Raw genomic sequence first — 17,089 nt, forward strand, 5'->3', positions numbered from 1 at the left:
AAACGGTCGCACCTGTCGCGCGCGCTGCGACCGGCCCGTCCGGCGGCCCGCTCCGGCCCGCGCACCATGCCCGGAGCCACCTCAAGCGCGTGTTTCGGCGAGATGTTAAAGTGCCCGCTACCAACGAAGCGACCAACAATCCAGCCGGCCGCGCGCGGCGTTCTGCGCGCGGCCGTCACGCACTTGCGTCTCCATGTCGAACACCATGACTCACCGCCAGTCCGAACTGCTGCTGAATCGCCTCGAAGCACTGAGCTCGGGCCCGACGCGGCAGCATCTGCCCGACGGCCTGCGCGGCATCGAAAAGGAAAGCCTGCGCGTGACGCGCGACGGGATGATCGCGTTCACGCCGCATCCGCGCGCGCTTGGTTCGGCGCTCACGCATCCGGCGCTGACGACCGACTATTCCGAAGCACTGATCGAGCTGATCACGCCCGCTGAAGGCGACGCCGCGATCACGCTCGAGCGCCTCGACGATCTGCATCGCTACGTCTATGCGTCGCTCGGCGACGAGATGTTGTGGAACGACTCGATGCCTGGCCTGCTGCCGGCCGACGACCAGATTCCGATCGCCGACTACGGCTCGTCGAACATCGGCCGCCTGAAGACGGTGTACCGGCGCGGCCTCGCGTATCGCTACGGTCGTACGATGCAGTGCATCGCGGGCATCCACTACAACTACTCGCTGCATGAAGAAGTGTGGCGGCGCCTGCATGCGGACGAAGGCTCGACGGCCACGCTCGTCGATTACCAGTCGGAGCGCTATCTCGCGCAGATCCGCAACTTCCGCCGCCGCAGCTGGCTGCTGATGTACCTGTTCGGCGCATCGCCCGCGCTCGACACGAAGTTCCTGCGCGGCAAGCCGCACAAGCTCGACACGTTCGACGCCGATACGCTGTATCTGCCGTATGCGACGAGCCTGCGGATGAGCGATCTCGGCTACTCGAACACGACGGCCCAGGCCGCGCTGCACGTCGACTACAACACGCTGCCCGGCTACCTCGACGCGCTGTCGAAGGCCGTGAGCGAACCGTATCCGGCGTACGAGGCAATCGGCACGCATCGCGACGGCGAGTGGATCCAGATCAACACGAACGTGCTGCAGATCGAGAACGAGTTCTACTCGACGATCCGGCCGAAGCGCGTCACGTATTCGGGCGAGCGGCCGCTGCATGCGCTCGCGTCGCGTGGCGTGCAGTACATCGAAGTGCGCTGCCTCGACATCGATCCGTTCGAGCCGACCGGCATCGCGCTGGAAACCGCGCGCTTCATCGACGCCTTCCTGCTCGCGTGCGCGCTGGACGAAAGCGCGCCGCTCGACTGCGATGCGTACAAGGAAGCGAACGCGAACTTCGGCAGCGTGACGATGGAAGGCCGCAAGCCGGGGCTCACGCTCACGCGCGACGGCCAGTCGGTCACGATGCAGGCGTGGGCGGACGATCTGATGGCCGACATCGAAACCATCGGCCGCCGTCTCGACGAAATCCGCGGCGGCGACGAGCATGCGCGCGCGATTGCCGCGCAACGCGAGAAGCTTGCCGATCCGGAACGTACGCCGTCCGCGCGCGTGCTGCGCACGATGCGCGACAACGGGCAGTCGTTCCTCGCGTTCGCGCTCGCACAGAGCGAAGCGCATGCCGCGCATTTCCGCGCCCATCCGCCGTCGGCGGACACGTTGCGCACCGAGCAGGCGCTCGCCGCGAAATCGCTGGCCGAGCAGGCCGAGCTCGAAGCGAAGGAGGCCGGATCGTTCGACGCGTTCGTCGCGGCCTATCGCGCGTATACGCTGAACCGCTTCAGCGTCTGACGATCGCGCACGCGGCCGGTGCTGGTGCGCCGCGCCGCTGTGCGATCCATCCGGTACCTTCAGTCATCGATCAGTGATGCGCGTACGTGCCGCGATCGATCGCATGCGGCAGCGCCGGCTTGCCTGATTCCACGTTCGCCCGGCCGTCGTTGCCGTAGCCGGTGTTCTCGCCGCGCGCCTGCGCGGCACGCTGCATGATCGCCTGCATGTTCTCCGGAAAGTCGGGACTGCTTGCGAGGCTCGTCCGGTAGCCGGCGGCCTGCAGCTCCACGAGTTCCTGGCGGACCTGCGCGCGCGTCACCGTCGATGCCGCTTGCGCATGGGCGGCGAAGGCCGCGCCGATCAGCAGGACGGCGCATGCCGCGTGTTTCATCGTCTTCATCGTGTTTGCTCCGAGAGGTTCCGGTGCCGCGCCGTTTCTGGCCCGGGCGGAATCGATGCGGCCAGTCTAGGCTTCGGATGCCAAACGAAACACCCTCGTTGCCGTCAGTCACCTTTGTCGCGCGCGCAACATTGTGCGGGCGACGGCGGGGCCGGGCTTCCTGTCGAGCGTGACAGCCGCTCGCCATCCGCATGCCATCGGGCGGCGGATGGCCGGTATCGGGTCGTCACGCATCGGGCTTGTCCCCCTTGTACAAGCGCCACGCGCCTCCTAACCTCTTTTAAGCGACCGATCGGTTGGCCGTGCAACGTCGTTGCGTGCGCAAGCGCCTGATCGTGGTCGTGACGGCAGGACATCGCCTTGTACCGAACCCGGGGCATCGACATGCCAACCCGGGTCGACCGCACGAGGCATGGGACCCGAGTAAGCGCTGAAGCGCCAACCCGGGTCGACCGCGCAAGGCATGGGACCCGAGTAAGCGCTAAAGCGCTAACTCGGGTCGACATCTGGAGACACGATGAACCCTACCGACGCCCTACCGCCCGGCATCGTCTTCGCACAGCCGTTGACGCCCGTCGCCAACTCGCTGCTCCTGTCGTTCCTCGTCGCCGCGATCCCGATTGCCGTTGCACTGATCGCGCTCGGCGTGCTGCGCCGCCCCGCGTGGCAGGCGTCGCTCGCCGGGCTCGTCGCCGGCCTCGCGGTCGCGATCGGCGCATGGGGCATGCCGGCCGGGCTCGCGTTCAATGCGGTCGGCGCCGGCATGGCGCTCGCGGTCGTGCCGGTGATGTGGATCGTCTTCAACGCGCTGCTGCTGTACAACATCGCGGTGAAGTCGGGCCGCTTCGACCAGTTCCGGCAGTGGATGCTCGACAACCTGCCCGACGACCGCCGCCTCGTGCTGCTCGTCGTCGCGTTCTCGTTCGGCTGTCTGCTCGAAGGGATCTCGGGATTCGGCACGCCGGTCGCGATCACGAGCGCACTCTTGATCGCGCTCGGCTTCCCCGCGCTCGAAGCGCTCACCTATACGCTGCTGTTCAACACCGCGCCGGTCGCATTCGGCGCGCTCGGCGTGCCGATCACCGTGCTCGGCGCGGTCACGTCGCTGCCGCCCGCGACGCTCGCGCAGATGGTCGGCCGCCAGTTGCCGTTCTTCGCGCTGCTGCTGCCGTTCTACGTGGTCGGCGCGTATGGCGGGCTGCGTTCGATCAGGCAGCTGTGGCCCGCGCTGCTCGTGTCGGGCGGCAGCTTCGCGATCGCGCAGTTCGTCACGTCGAACTTCCTCGGCTATCAGCTCACCGACGTACTGTCGTCGCTCACGTCGCTGATCGTGACGATCGGCTTCCTGCAGGTGTGGAAGCCGCAGCCCGATCCGCAATACGCGCTCGCGCGCAGCGTGCCGGCCGCAGCCGGCGCCGCGCGTGCGGGCTTCGGCGGCTGGCTGCCGTGGCTCGTCGTGTCGGTGGTCGTGATCGTGTGGGTGCACGCGAACATCGCGGCGATCGGCGACGTGAAGATCAAGTGGCCGGGCCTGCACAACGCGGTGTTCGTGTCGCTGTATCACAAGCCGTATGCGGCGGTCTGGGATTTCCAGCCGCTCGGCACGGGCACCGCGATCCTCTTGTCGGCGATCATCACGGCCGCGCTGACGCGCACCGGCCCCGGTGCGTTCCTCGAATGCGTGGTGAAGACATGGCGGCAGACGTGGATCGCGATCGTCACGGTGATGATGATCGTCGGGCTCGCGTACCTGCTGAACTACTCGGGGATCAGCTACACGCTCGGCACCGGCGTCGCGTCGACGGGCGCGCTGTTCCCGCTGGTATCCGCGTCGCTCGGCTGGATCGCCGTGTTCCTGTCCGGCAGCGACACGTCGGGCAACGCGCTGTTCGGCAACCTGCAGGTCGTGGCCGCGCGGCAGCTGGGCCTCGATCCGGTGCTGATGGCCGCGACCAACTCGTCGGGCGGCGTGATGGGCAAGATGATCTCGCCGCAGAACATCGCGACGGGGGTGTCGACGACGGACCTGAAAGGGCAGGAAGGTGTCGTGTTTGCGCGCACCTTCTGGCACAGCGTGATCCTCACGCTGCTGCTCGGCGTGCTGGTGTTCCTGCAGCAGCACGTGCTGACGTGGATGATTCCGGCACTGCCGAAATGATGTGAGCGCAACGACGGAAGGAAGGCACGAGGAAACAGCGAGGGAAGGCGCGGGAAAAGCGCCGATCAAGTGCGGAACCGGCGAACGCGCGGCAGTTCAGCGCGCGTTCGCCCGCCGCGCCGTTCGGCCTGCGTCGGCGGTCCCGGCCGCTTCGGCGCCGTCCGGCAGGATGCACGCAAGGAACGCGTCGATCGCGGGGCTCTGGCGGCGCGCCTTCAGGTAGTACACGTATTCGTCGATCGTCGTGTCGACGCCGCGCAGCGCGATCACGCGCAGATCCGGATGGCGCTCGGCCTCGCCGAGCGGAAACAGGCTGCCGCCCACGCCGTGCAGGATCGCCTCGCGGATCGCTTCGCGGCTGCCGATCTCGGCACCCGACACGGCCGCGACACCGGCCGCCGCAAGGATCGTCTCCGTGCAGCGGCGCGTGACCGACCCTTCCTCGCGAATCAGCAGCCGCACGTCGGCGAGTTGCGCCGGATCGATCGCGTCGAACCGCGCGAGCGGATGGTTGCGGTGCACGACGAGCACGAGCGGATCGGTCGAGATCACCTTGCGTTCGAGGCCGTCGGCGTCGTTGCGCTGCGACGATACCGCGAGGTCGATGCGGAATTCCTGCAGCGCCTGCAGGATTTCCTCGGAGTTGCCGATCCGGCACGTGAGCGCGATCGACGGATGCGCGTTCGAGAAACGGCCGACCGCATCCATGATGTAGTACGGGCCCGTCGCGCCGATCCGCAGGTGGCCTTCGAACAGGCCGCCGACGTTGCGCAGCATGATGTCGGCCTGCGCCTCGAGCGCGATCATCTTCTCGATGAGCGGCAGCAGCTCGATGCCCGTTTCGGTGACTTCGAGCTTGCGGCCGCTGCGGTAGAACAGCTCGACGCCGTACACCTGCTCGACCTGCCGGATCTGCGCGGCGATCGTCGGCTGGCTCACGCCCAGGTGGCGCGCGGCGCGCGTGATGCTGCCCTGCCGGACGGTCGCGTGGAACGCCTTCAGCTGATCGAACACGACTCGGCTTCTCCCCCCCCTTCTTCGTCGCGCGTCAGCGTAGCGCACGCGTGTGTCGGCCGCATGAAAGGCGCGTCGTGCGTCGCTTCGAAAAATTCTTGTGGGTAACCCAAAGAAACCTGCGGTAACCGGTCACGGCCGGGACATGCCGGTGCGGGGTAATAGCGGGTAACACACCGACCGCCGGCCCCGCTCGACCGGCACCTCACTCCTACCGACAACAGGGTTCCCTTCATGTCCTCGAACAATCGACGCGATTTCCTGCGCCTCGCCGCGCAGTCGGCCGGCGCGATGGCCGCTTACGCGGGCTTCCCGCCCGCGATCCGCAACGCGCTGGCGATGCCGGCCGCCTATCGCACGGGCACGATCCGCGACGTGGAACACGTCGTGATCTTCATGCAGGAAAACCGTTCGTTCGACCATTACTTCGGCGGGCTGCGCGGCGTGCGCGGCTTCAACGACCCGCGTCCGCACCTGCTGCCGAGCGGCGCGCCGGTGTGGCAACAGCCGCCGGCATCGGTGTTCACGAAGAACTACCATTCGCGCGGCCTCGATCCGTCGGCGCCATACGTGCTGCCGTTCTACCTCGATCCGAAGCAGACGACCGAATTCCAGCCGGGCACCAACCACGGCTGGAGCAGCGGCCACCTGTCCTGGAACAACGGCCAGTGGGACCAGTGGGTGAACCAGAAGCAGGACGTGCTGACGATGGGCTACCTGAAGCGCCAGGATCTCACGTACCACTATGCGCTGGCCGACGCGTTCACGATCTGCGATTCGTACTTCTGTTCCGCGCACGCCGACACCGCGCCGAACCGCATCTACCTTTGGACGGGCACGGTCGACCCGCGCAACATCTACGGCACCCCGCCGAACGGCCCGGGCATCGGCGAGCGCGACGACGTGAACGGCTACACGTGGACGACCTATGCCGAGCGCCTCGAGAACGCGAAGGTCAGCTGGAAGGTGTACCAGGGCGGCACGGGCATCCCGGGCGACCCGACCGACAACTACACCGACAACTCGCTGATGTTCTTCAAGAAGTTCCAGGTGAAGGAAGGCGCGAGCGGCCCGCTGGTCGACAAGGGCGCGTCGGACCACACGCTTGCCGAGCTGAAGGCCGACGTGCAGGCGAACCGGCTGCCGCAGGTGTCGTGGATCGTGTCGCCGTACAAGTACAGCGAGCACCCGCAGGCATCGCCGACCGACGGCGCGTTCTACATCAACATGGTGCTCGAGGCGCTGACGTCGAACCCGGAGGTGTGGGCGAAGACGGTGTTCATCCTGAACTACGACGAGAACGACGGGCTGTTCGACCACGTCGTGCCGCCGGTGCCGCCGGTCACGAGCGGCGTGGGCGGCCAGGGCATCGTGTCGTCGAACCTGCTGTCGAACCTCGGCGACGAGCTGCTCGACCTGAACAAGTATCCGGGCGAAATGAGCCCGCTCGTGCCGGGCGCCGATCCGGGCGGCATCCAGCCGATCGGCCTCGGGCCGCGCGTGCCGTTGATCATCATCTCGCCGTGGACGAAGGGCGGCTGGGTCTGCTCGGAAACGTTCGACCATACGTCGGTGCTGCGTTTCCTCGAAGCGCGCTTCGGCGTGAAGGAGCCGAACATCAGCGCATGGCGCCGGTCGATCTGCGGCGACCTCACGTCGGCGTTCGACTTCTCCGCGCGCCCCGATACGCGCACGGTGAGCTTCACGGTACCGCAGCACATCGCGACGGCCGGCCAGGCGTACCAGGTGCCCGCGCAGCAGTCGATGCCGGCGCAGGAGCCCGGCACGCGTCCGGCGCGCGCGCTGCCGTACGAGCTGTTCGTGCACGCCCACGTGCATGGCCGCGACGACAGCGTATCGCTCGACTTCGCGAACTCCGGTGACGCGGGCGCCGCGTTCTACGTGTACGACCGCCGCAATCCGGCGACGCCGCCGCGCCGCTACGCGGTGTCCGCGCACGACCGCTTCGCCGATACGTGGAGCACGTCGGCCGCGCGCGGCGAGTACCATCTCGCCGCCTACGGCCCGAACGGCTATCTGTGCGAGTTCCAGGGCAACACGCGACTCGCCGCGGACGGCCGTCACGCGAACCCGGAAGCGAAGATCGGCTACGACGTGCGCAACCGCCACGTGTACCTGCAGCTGCGCAACAGCGGGCGCGCGACGTGCCGCGTGACGGTCGACAACGCGTACAGCCATGCGCATGCGCGTACCTACACGCTGGAGCCGGGCGAGCGCGTCGAGGATCACTTCGAGCTGTCGTCGAGCCACGGCTGGTACGATCTGACGATTACCGCGACGACGCTGCGCGGCGGTGACGACAAGGTCGTGCGCCGCTTCGCGGGCCACGTCGAGACGGGCCGGCCGAGCCAGAGCGATCCGGGGCCGGTGAAGCACACGGCCTGACGGCCGCACGCCGCGCGGGGCGGGGCAGGTTCGCCCGCCGCCCGCCCGCCCGCCGCCTGCCGGGTGCATCCCGGCAGGCGGAATTGGCTTTTGGAAACTGAAGACTGTTGACAATGTGTCGGGCCGAGGGTATATAAGGATCATTCGCCGATATGGCGCCCTCGTTTTCTACCGCGGCTCCGCTGCCTGTCCGACCATGACTTCCCCGAACGCGCTCAGCGCCATCGAACTCCTGCAAAGCCAGTCGCTCGCGATGATCGTCCAGGACATGCTCGAGCGCGCGATCGTCTCCGGTGAATACGCACCCGGCGAGAAGCTCAACGAAGTCGAGATCGCGACCAAGCTGAACGTTTCGCGCGGCCCCGTGCGCGAAGCGTTCCGCGCGCTGGAGCAGGCCGGCCTGCTGCGCAACGAGAAGAACCGCGGCGTGACCGTGCGCGTCGTGCCGCTGCGCGAAGCCGAGGAAATCTACGAAGTGCGCGCGATGCTCGACGAGTCGGTCGCCCGCGCGCTCGCGAAGCGTATCTCGCCCGACACGCTGAAGGTGCTGAAGGGCATCATCCAGTCGATGAAGGATGCCGCGAAGACGCACGACGTCACGCGCTATACCGAGCTGAACGTGCAGTTCCACGACGCGATGGTCGTCGGCGTCGGCAATACGCATCTCACCGACACCTACCGCCGGCTGGTGCGCCAGCTCGGCCTGCTGCGCCAGGCCGCGATCGAGGCCGAGGAAGATGCGATCGCGGTGTCCGCGGCCGAGCACGACAAGATCGTGCAGGCGCTCGCGGGCGGCGACGAGGAGAAGGCCGTCGCGCTGGTGCGCGAGCACGTCTCGCACGGCCTCGCGCGCATGCGCCGCACGCACGAGCAGGGGCTGCCCGCGACGGGCAAGGCGGCGCGCGAGAAAACCGCGCGCGCGTAATACGGCGGCGCGGCAGCCGCGCAAAAGCAAAGGGACGCTTCGCAGCGTCCCTTTTTCGTTGTGTCGCCCGATCAGCGCATCGTCACGCCTTGTCGGCCTTCCCGGCCGCGCTCGCAAACTTCGCGAGCCAGCTATCGACCACCGACGGCTGCCGGCTCTCGTCTTCCGCACGCTCCTTGCGGCGGATCGCATTGCGCACGACATGCGCGCCGACATAGCGGATCGGCTCCGGCGGGAAATGGCCGAGCGGGCCGCGCACGATCGGGCTGCGGGTCCACGCGTTGTCGAGACCGAGCACGAGCGACGACAGGATCTGCCCGCCCATGTAGGTCGGCCCGACGCCGTTGCCCGAATAGCCGAAGCCGTAGAACACGTTCGGCGCGTCGTCGAGGCGGCCGAAGAACGGGAAGCCCGTGACCGAGCGATCCGACGGGCCGTTCCAGCTCGCGGTGACCGGCACGCCCGCGAGCGACGGGAAGAATTCGCGCAGGCTTTGCGTGAGCTGCGCCTCGTACGGCGAGCGCTGGTCGAACACCGGCGCGATGCGGCTGCGCCACGAGAACGTGTTGCCGCCCTTGCCGAGCATCAGCCGCCCGTCGGCGGTGGTGCGGTAGTAGTAGACGAAGATCCGCGAATCGAGCACGGACACGCCGTCGACGAGCCCGGTCCGTTCAAGCAACTCAGGGCATTTCTCGGTGATGACCATGTCGCTCGACACGACCGCGATCGTGCGCTCGAACTGCGGGAAGCGGCTCGCCATCCACGCGTTGATCGCGAACACGAGTTTGCCCGCGCTCACGCTGCCGGACGGTGTGCGCACGACGGCCGGCTGCCCGGGCGTGAAGTCGAGCATCGGCGTGCGCTCGTAGATGCGGATGCCCATCGCGAGCGCGACGCGGCGCAGCCCACGCACGAGCTTGCCGGGATGCACGGTCGCGGCGATCGGCGAGTAGACGCCGTCGAGATTGCGCGCGGAGCCCGAGCGGCGCGCGACTTCGGCGGCCGGCAACGGCTCGTAGCTGTGGATGCCGCACGCGGCGAGCGCGTCGAGCACCGGTGCGAGCGTGCCGACCTGCGCGCGCGACGTCGCCGTGTACAGCGTGCCGTCGAGCCGCAGTTCGGCGTCGATGTCGTGCGCGCGGCAGAAATCGGCGATGTGCTGCACGGCCGCTTCGGACGCCTTCACGAGCCGGATCGCCTCGGCTTCGCCGAACAGGCGCCGCAGCGTCAGGAATTTCGCCGACCACGTGAGCAGGCAGCCGCCGTTGCGGCCGCTCGCGCCGGCGCCGCACAGGTCGGCTTCGACGATCGCGATGTCGAGCGCCGGGTTCTGCTGCTTCGCCTGGATCGCGGTCCAGAGCCCGGTGAAGCCGCCGCCGACGATGCAGACGTCGGCCTGCGTTGCGCCTTGCAGCGCGGGGGCGAGATCGCCGTCGTTGAACAGTGCTTGTTCGATCCAGAAGGGTCGCATCGGATGGTTCGTCAATAAGGGTCGGGGCCGTGCACGTACACGGCCGGAAAACCTGGCCGCCGCGTGGCGACATGCGGCGGAGTTGGCCGCGTGCGCACGGGCACGCGGCCGGGGCCTTGCATCGCGTCAGGCCGCCGCTTCGGCCGATACGCGGCGCACGCCCATCGCGCGCAGCGTGTCGGCGATCGCGGCGACGGCGCCCGGGATGCCGGCTTCGCCGAAGTGGCCGATGCAGCCGACCCGGAACGTCTCGACTTCGGTCAGCTTGCCCGGATACAGAATGTAGCCGCGCTTTTTGACCTCCTGATAAAACCGCTTGAAGTCGTAGTTCGGATCGTCCGGCGCATGGAACGTGACGATGATCGGCGCCTGGATTGCCGGATCGAGGAACGGCCGGAAGCCGAGCGCGAGCATCCCGTCGATCAGCGCGCGATAGTTGCGCTGGTAGCGGCCGCCGCGCGCGGCGAGCCCGCCTTCGTCGACGTATTGCGCGACGGCCGCGTCGAGCGCCGCGACCACGTGCGTCGGCGGCGTGAAGCGCCACTGCGTCGTGCGCTGCATGTAGACCCACTGGTCGTACAGGTCCATCGCGAGCGAATGGCTGTTGCCTTCGCAGCGTTCGAGCGCGCTGCGCCTGGCGATCACGAAGCCGAGCCCCGGCACGCCTTCGAGGCATTTGCCGGACGCCGCGATCACCGCATCGAACGGCGTCGTACGCGCGTCGATGTCGATCGCGCCGAACGAGCTCATCGCATCGACGATCAGCGCGCGGCCGTGCTTCGCGACGACCTGCGCGATCTCGTGCAGCGGGTTCAGCACGCCGGCGCCCGTTTCGCAGTGCACGAGCGCGACGTGCGTGATGGTCGCGTCGGCGGCGAGCGCGCGCTCGACGTCGGCCGGATCGACGCGGTGATCCTCGCGATAGTCGATCGTCGTCAGCTTGCGGCCGAGCACGCGGCAGATCTTCGCGATGCGCTGGCAGTACGCGCCATTGTTCGGCACGAGCACGTGGCCGTCGCGCGGCACGAGCGTGCCGAGGGCCGCTTCGACCGAGAACGTGCCGCTGCCTTGCAGCGGGACGCATTCGTGCGTGCCTTCGCCATGCACGATCTGCAGCAGGCGTTCGCGCAGCCGTGCGGTGATCGCGTTGAAGTCGCTGTCCCACGACCCCCAGTCGCGCAGCATCGCGTCGCGCGTGGTGTCGGAGGTCGTCAGGGGGCCGGGCGTGAGCAGGATGGGCTGGGCGGCGAGCGTCATGGTGTCTCCTTGATGAAGTCGGGACGTCACGTGAATGCGGCTGGGAAATCAGTGGCGATGCGGGTTGCGCCACGCCTGCGTACGGCGCAGCAGGCGGTGCGAGATGCACGCGAACAGCACGCACGCGAACGACGAGGTCGCGAGCACGAGCGTGGCCATCGCGGCGGCCGGGCCCATCTGGCCCGCGTCGTCGAGGTTCAGGATCGCGACCGATGCGGGTTGCGTGTCCGGCGAGTAGAGGAACGCGACGGCCGAGACCGTCGTCATCCCGTTGACGAACAGGTAGCGCGCGATCAGCAGGATCGCGGGTAGGCACACGGGCACGGTCACGCGCAGGAAGGTCTTGTAGAACGGCACCTTCAGCGATGCTGATACGGCCTCGAACTCGCTGTCGATCTGCCGGAGCGCGGTGACGGCGGTGAGATGGCTCGATGCGTAGTAGTGGACGACCGTGACGATCGCGAGCAGCCACAGCGACCCGTACAGCCCGTTCAGCGGATTGCCGGGCGCGTTGAACAGGAAGATGTAGCTGATGCCGAGCACGAGCCCCGGCACGCCCATCGGCAGGATCGCGCACAGCGCGATGAAGCCGCGCAGCCAGCGCGCGCCGCGCGTCTTCTCGATCAGGTAGGCGCCGCCGAACACGACGATCGTGCCGCCGAGCGCCACCGTCGCGGCCATCCGCAGGCTGTTCTTGTACGCGTCGAAGATGCCGGCGCCGATCAGCCCCATCTCGTAGTGCTGCAGCCCGAGGGTCATCTGGTACGGCCAGAACTTCACGAACGACGCGAACACCGAGATGCCGACCACCGCGATGAAGAACGCGCACACGAGCGTGCAGTACGCGAGCATCGCGGCGTCGAAGCCGCGCGACGGTTTCGGCTGGTACGGCGTCGAGCGCGCGCCGAGCTGCGACTGCTGGCGGCGGCGGATGAAGAAGTCGACGCCGAACGCGACCAGTGCCGGACACAGCAGCATCAGGCTCACGACCGCGCTGCGATTGAAGTCCTGCAGCCCGATGATCAGCTTGTAGATGTCGGTCGACAATACGTTGTACGAACCGCCGATCACCACCGGCACGCCGAAGTCGTTGATGCACATCGTGAATGCGACCATCGTCGCGCTGATCAGCCCGTACTTCGCGCCCGGCAGCGTGATCGTGAAGAACTTGCGGATGCGACTCGTGCCCATCGCGTCGGCGGCCTCGTAGAGCCGGCCGTCGGCCAGCGACAGCGCGGTGACGAGGATCATCAGCACGTGCGGGAACGATGCGTACACCATGCTCAGCACGATGCCCGGCAGCCCGTAGATCGAGTGGCCGTGCAGCAGCGGCTTCAGCAGCCCCGCGTTGCCGAACCAGTAGATGAACGACACGGCCGACAGCAGCGTCGGCGCGAGCAGCGGCAAGAGCGCGATCGTGCGCGCGGCGTTCTTCAGCGGCATGCACGAGCGCGTCAGCGCATACGCGAACGTGAACGCCATCGGCACGACGATCGCCGTGACGAGTGCGCCGACCGTCAGCGAATGCAGCATCGAGCGCAGCACGCCGCTGTCCTCGAGATAGTCGACGAAGTTGTGCGCGCCGACGAAGCGCCCGTCCGCGTCGACGAAGCATTTCTGCACGACGAGCGCGAGCGGCAGCAACAGGAACAGCGACATCAGCGCGGCCATCGCGACGAGCGCGAGCTGCGCGATGCGGTCGTGCCAGTGCGTGATCTGCCGCACGTCGGCGGGGGCGGAGGCGCCGCGGCGGCGCTCGGTCAGGACGGTGCTCATTGCAGTCGCTCCTTCGCGCACGGGAACACGCGCACATGCTCGCGATCGAGCGCGAGGTCGATGCGCGCGCCAGCCTGCACGCCGGTGCGGTCGACGTCGTGATACGACAGGTCGGCGACGATTTCCTGGCCGTCGAGCCCGTCGATGCGGAAGCTCACACGGCAGAAGGCGCCGAGGAATTCGAGCTTCTCGACGCGGCCCGCGAGCACGTTGTCGGCCGTTTCACCCGGCACGCGGATACGCAGGTCTTCCGGCCGCACGTAGACCGATACCGCCGCGCCTTGCACGGGGCGGGCCGTGCCGTGGCGGCAGTCGAGGCCGACCGCGCCCGCGCGCAGCGTGCCGTCCTGTGCGACTTCGGCGGGAATCGTGTTGACGCGGCCGATGAAATCCGCGACGAACGGCGACGCCGGCTGCCGGTAGATTTCGAGCGGCGTGCCGATCTGCTCGATCACGCCGTGGTTCATCACGACGATGCGATCGGCCATCGACAACGCTTCTTCCTGGTCGTGCGTGACCATGATCGTCGTCACGCCGAGCCGCTGCTGCAGCGCGCGGATTTCCTGGCGCAGCCGCACGCGCACGCGCGCGTCGAGCGCCGACAGCGGCTCGTCGAGCAGCAGCAGGCCGGGGGAAGTCGCGAGCGCACGCGCCAGCGCGATGCGCTGCTGCTGGCCGCCGGACAGCTGGCCCGGGTGCTTGCGATGGCTGTCGGGCAGGCCGACCAGTGCGAGCAGCGTGTGCACGCGCTCGTGAATCGCGTCGCGCTTCATCTTCCGGTTCACGAGCCCGTACGCGACGTTGTCGTACACGGTGAGGTTCGGGAACAGCGCATACGACTGGAACACGATGCCGTAGTCGCGCAGTTGCGGCGGCAGCCGCGAGATGTCGCGGCCGTCCTGCATGATGTGGCCGGCGTTCTGCGTTTCGAGCCCCGCGATGATTCGCAGCAGCGTCGTTTTCCCGCAGCCGGACGGCCCGAGGAAACAGATCATTTCGCCCTTCATCACGCTCAGGTTGATGTCGGTGAGGACCTGCGTGTCGTTGTACCGCTTCTCGATGCGTTCTACGCTCAGATAAGGTGCCATGCGCGCCTCCATGCTGGGGCGGCCCGGGGGCCGGATTCGACGAGGGGAAGGGTGGCGCGGGGCCGCGCGCTGCGCGGCCCCGCTGCCGGTTGCGGCGTTATTGCCGCGTCATTGCTGCGCCTTCGCCCCGTAGCGCTTCTGCCACGTATCGAGGATCGACTGGCGGTTCTTCGCCGACCACACGAAGTCGTTCTTCACGAGCAGGTCCGAGTAGTTGTCGGGGATGCCGGCCAGCTTCCTTGCGACGCCCGGATACGCGACGATCGCCCACCAGCGCGCGGTGATCTCGTTCGCATCCTTGCTCGCCATGAAGTCGGCGAGCTTCTTCGCCGCCTCGGGCTGCCTGGTTGTCTTCATGATTGCCGTGCCTTCCATGTCCCAGCCGAGCCCTTCCTTCGGGAACACGAGATCGATCGGCGCGCCCTGCGACTGCAGCTCGTGGCCGCGGAACTCGAACGAGATGCCGATCGGGAATTCGCCGGTGCCGGCGAGCGTGCAGGGCTTCGAGCCCGAGTGCACGTACTGCGCGACGTTCTTGTCGAGCGCGTCCATGAATTTCCAGCCGCGGTCGTCGCCGAAGGTCTGCAGCCACGCGGTCACGTCGAGGTAGCCGGTGCCGGATGAAACCGGGCTCGGCATCACGATCGCGCCTTTGTAGACCGGCTTCGTCAGGTCTTCCCACGACGTCGGTTTCGGGATGTTCTTCGCCTGCGCGGCGACGCGGTTGTAGCAGATCGTCGCGCCCCACACATCCATGCCGACCCAGTGCGGCGGCGTGTTCGCGTCGCTGTACTTGCGCGTCAGCTGGTCGAAGCCCTTCGGCGTGTACGGCATCAGCATGCCTTGCAGGTCGAGCAGCGTGAGGCTCGACGCGGCGAGGCCGAGCACGACGTCCGCGCGCGGGTTGTTCTTCTCGGCGAGCAGCTTTGCGGTGACCGAGCCGGTCGAGTCGCGCACCCAGCGGATCTCGATATCGGGGTTCGCTTTCTCGAACGCGTCCTTGTAGGGCTTCATCGCCTCGTCTTCCAGCGCGGTGTAGACGAGCAGCGACGTCTTCGCGTGCGCCGCCTGCGCGGCGCCGAGCGCGACCGCCGCGGCCAGCGCGAAACGGGCCGCGCCCGCCGCCCATGCATTCAAACGCTTGTTTACCGGCACTTCGTTCATCTTCAGACCCCTTGACTGTGGCGCCGCGGCACACGGCGGATGAGTGGAGACCAGCCCTCTTGCTGCTACGTTGTTTTGCTTTCTGTTCTCTGCATGTTGTTGACAATCTACAAATCATCAATTTTAATGTCAAGCATGGAAAACACCTCCCTTCGGCGCGACGCGGGCGCCGACGGCTCTACCCTTCGAACTGAAAGGAATGAACGTCATGATTGAAACGCCTGTATCCGTGGAAGTGAACGGCCGCCGCTACAACTGGATGAGCCGGCCCGTGGTGGTCGTGTGCGTCGATGGCTGCGCATACGAATATCTGGAAGAAGCGGCCGAGGCCGGCGTCGCGCCGTTCCTGCGCACGCTGCTGAAGCCGGGCACGGCGCTCAAGGGCGAGTGCGTGGTGCCGAGCTTCACGAACCCGAACAACCTGTCGATCGTGACAGGCGTGCCGCCGGCGGTGCATGGGATAAGCGGCAACTACTTCTACGATCGCGACACCGGCGCCGAGGTGCTGATGAACGATCCGAAGTACCTGGTCGCGCCGACCGTGCTCGCGACCTTCGCCGAGCAAGGCGCGAAGGTCGCGGTCGTCACCGCGAAGGACAAGCTGCGCCGCCTGCTCGGCAAGGGGCTGAAGGGCATCTGCTTCTCGTCGGAAAAGGCCGACGAGGCGAGCGTCGAGGAAAACGGCATCGACAACGTGCTCGAACTGGTCGGCAAGCCGGTGCCGAGCGTGTATAGCGCGGACCTGTCGGAATTCGTGTTCGCGGCCGGCGTGCGCTTGCTCGAGACGCGCCCGATCGACCTGATGTACCTGTCGACCACCGACTACGTGCAGCACAAGTGCGCGCCCGGCACGGAAGGCGCAAACGCGTTCTACGCGATGATGGACAAGTACCTGCAGCGTCTCGACGAGCTCGGCGCGATCGTCGCGATCACGGCCGACCACGGGATGAACGCGAAGCACGACGATGAAACTGGCGAGCCGAACGTGATCTACCTGCAGGAACTGTTCGACGAGTGGCTCGGCGAGGATGCGGCGCGCGTGATCCTGCCGATCACCGATCCGTACGTCGTGCACCACGGCGCGCTCGGCTCGTTCGCGACCGTCTACGTGCCGGCGACGGCCGATGCCGAGGCGCTGCGCGCGCGGCTCGCCGCGGTCGACGGCATCGAGGTCGTGCTGACGGGCTCCGAAGGCTGCGCGCGTTTCGAGCTGCCGCCCGCGCGGATGGGCGACCTGATCGTGATCTCGAAGCAGGACGTCGTGCTCGGCACGCGCCGCATCAAGCACGACCTGTCGGGCCTCGACGTGCCGCTGCGCTCGCACGGCGGCATCTCCGAGCAGATCGTGCCGCTGATCTTCAGCAAGCCGGTCGCGACCGACGTCACGGGTCGTGCGCGGCTGCGCAACTTCGACATCATCGACATCGCGCTCAACCATCTGCAGTGATGCGTACGCATCCGTAAGGGGACACACTCATGAACGCCATTGCAGCATCGACGGACGTCCGCGAGATTCGTCGCGAAGCACTGCGAATCGACGGCGAACGGATTCATCGGGACGCGGTGATCGACGTGCGCAACCCGTACGACGGCTCGCTGGTCGGCACCGTGCCGAAGGCGACGCTCGACGACGTGCGCCGC

12 protein-coding genes and 1 pseudogene are annotated in these 17,089 nt (G+C 67.5%); 6 read left to right on the forward strand and 7 right to left on the reverse strand.

The window, feature by feature from the left end; translation table 11 throughout:
* The first annotated feature begins 193 nt into the window (after positions 1–193).
* Positions 194–1,807 (forward strand): glutamate--cysteine ligase, encoded by a 1,614-nt coding sequence (gene gshA / locus U5809_RS32010; RefSeq protein WP_322089467.1) that lies wholly within the window; start codon positions 194–196, stop codon positions 1,805–1,807.
* A gap of 70 nt (positions 1,808–1,877) precedes the next feature.
* Here the strand turns inward: gshA and U5809_RS32015 are convergent, their stop codons facing one another.
* Entirely contained in the window at positions 1,878–2,189 is a 312-nt protein-coding gene (locus U5809_RS32015) for a DUF4148 domain-containing protein (protein ID WP_322089468.1), read from the reverse strand.
* A 517-nt stretch (positions 2,190–2,706) separates the two neighbouring features.
* Between U5809_RS32015 and U5809_RS32020 the strand changes: the two genes are divergently transcribed.
* On the forward strand, positions 2,707–4,347 hold the full coding sequence (locus U5809_RS32020) for an L-lactate permease (RefSeq protein WP_322089469.1): 1,641 nt from the start codon (positions 2,707–2,709) through the stop codon (positions 4,345–4,347).
* Positions 4,348–4,443: 96 nt separating this feature from the next.
* Here the strand turns inward: U5809_RS32020 and U5809_RS32025 are convergent, their stop codons facing one another.
* Complete coding sequence (locus U5809_RS32025) at positions 4,444–5,361, reverse strand: LysR family transcriptional regulator (RefSeq protein WP_322089470.1); 918 nt, start codon at positions 5,359–5,361, stop codon at positions 4,444–4,446.
* Between the two features lie 234 nt (positions 5,362–5,595).
* Between U5809_RS32025 and U5809_RS32030 the strand changes: the two genes are divergently transcribed.
* Both U5809_RS32030 and U5809_RS32035 read left to right on the forward strand, forming a co-directional pair.
* The gene (locus U5809_RS32030) at positions 5,596–7,767 is read left to right on the forward strand and encodes a phosphocholine-specific phospholipase C (protein ID WP_322089471.1); all 2,172 of its coding nucleotides are present in this window, start codon (positions 5,596–5,598) and stop codon (positions 7,765–7,767) included.
* Positions 7,768–7,963: 196 nt separating this feature from the next.
* Positions 7,964–8,692: a phosphonate utilization associated transcriptional regulator gene (locus tag U5809_RS32035; protein WP_322089472.1), complete on the forward strand. Its 729-nt coding sequence runs from the start codon at positions 7,964–7,966 to the stop codon at positions 8,690–8,692.
* 82 nt (positions 8,693–8,774) lie between these two features.
* Here the strand turns inward: U5809_RS32035 and U5809_RS32040 are convergent, their stop codons facing one another.
* From U5809_RS32040 to U5809_RS32060, 5 genes are all read right to left on the reverse strand, one after another.
* The gene (locus tag U5809_RS32040; protein WP_282506231.1) at positions 8,775–10,163 is read right to left on the reverse strand and encodes an FAD-dependent oxidoreductase; all 1,389 of its coding nucleotides are present in this window, start codon (positions 10,161–10,163) and stop codon (positions 8,775–8,777) included.
* A gap of 126 nt (positions 10,164–10,289) precedes the next feature.
* Entirely contained in the window at positions 10,290–11,420 is a 1,131-nt protein-coding gene (locus tag U5809_RS32045) for a 2-aminoethylphosphonate--pyruvate transaminase (protein ID WP_322089473.1), read from the reverse strand.
* A 48-nt stretch (positions 11,421–11,468) separates the two neighbouring features.
* The gene (locus U5809_RS32050; protein ID WP_322089474.1) at positions 11,469–13,196 is read right to left on the reverse strand and encodes a putative 2-aminoethylphosphonate ABC transporter permease subunit; all 1,728 of its coding nucleotides are present in this window, start codon (positions 13,194–13,196) and stop codon (positions 11,469–11,471) included.
* Positions 13,193–14,284, reverse strand: a complete 1,092-nt coding sequence (locus U5809_RS32055) for a putative 2-aminoethylphosphonate ABC transporter ATP-binding protein (protein WP_322089475.1) — start codon at positions 14,282–14,284, stop codon at positions 13,193–13,195. The genes U5809_RS32050 and U5809_RS32055 overlap by 4 nt, the downstream gene beginning before the upstream one ends.
* A gap of 108 nt (positions 14,285–14,392) precedes the next feature.
* On the reverse strand, positions 14,393–15,448 hold the full coding sequence (locus tag U5809_RS32060) for a putative 2-aminoethylphosphonate ABC transporter substrate-binding protein (protein ID WP_322089476.1): 1,056 nt from the start codon (positions 15,446–15,448) through the stop codon (positions 14,393–14,395).
* A gap of 208 nt (positions 15,449–15,656) precedes the next feature.
* Here U5809_RS32060 and phnA point away from each other — a divergent pair, with 208 nt between their 5' ends.
* Entirely contained in the window at positions 15,657–16,895 is a 1,239-nt protein-coding gene (phnA, locus tag U5809_RS32065; RefSeq protein WP_322089477.1) for a phosphonoacetate hydrolase, read from the forward strand.
* A 29-nt stretch (positions 16,896–16,924) separates the two neighbouring features.
* Positions 16,925–17,089, forward strand: a pseudogene (locus tag U5809_RS32070) (phosphonoacetaldehyde dehydrogenase); the annotation flags it as partial.

This window comes from Burkholderia sp. BCC1999 (genome assembly GCF_905339975.1).
GTDB lineage: Bacteria > Pseudomonadota > Gammaproteobacteria > Burkholderiales > Burkholderiaceae > Burkholderia.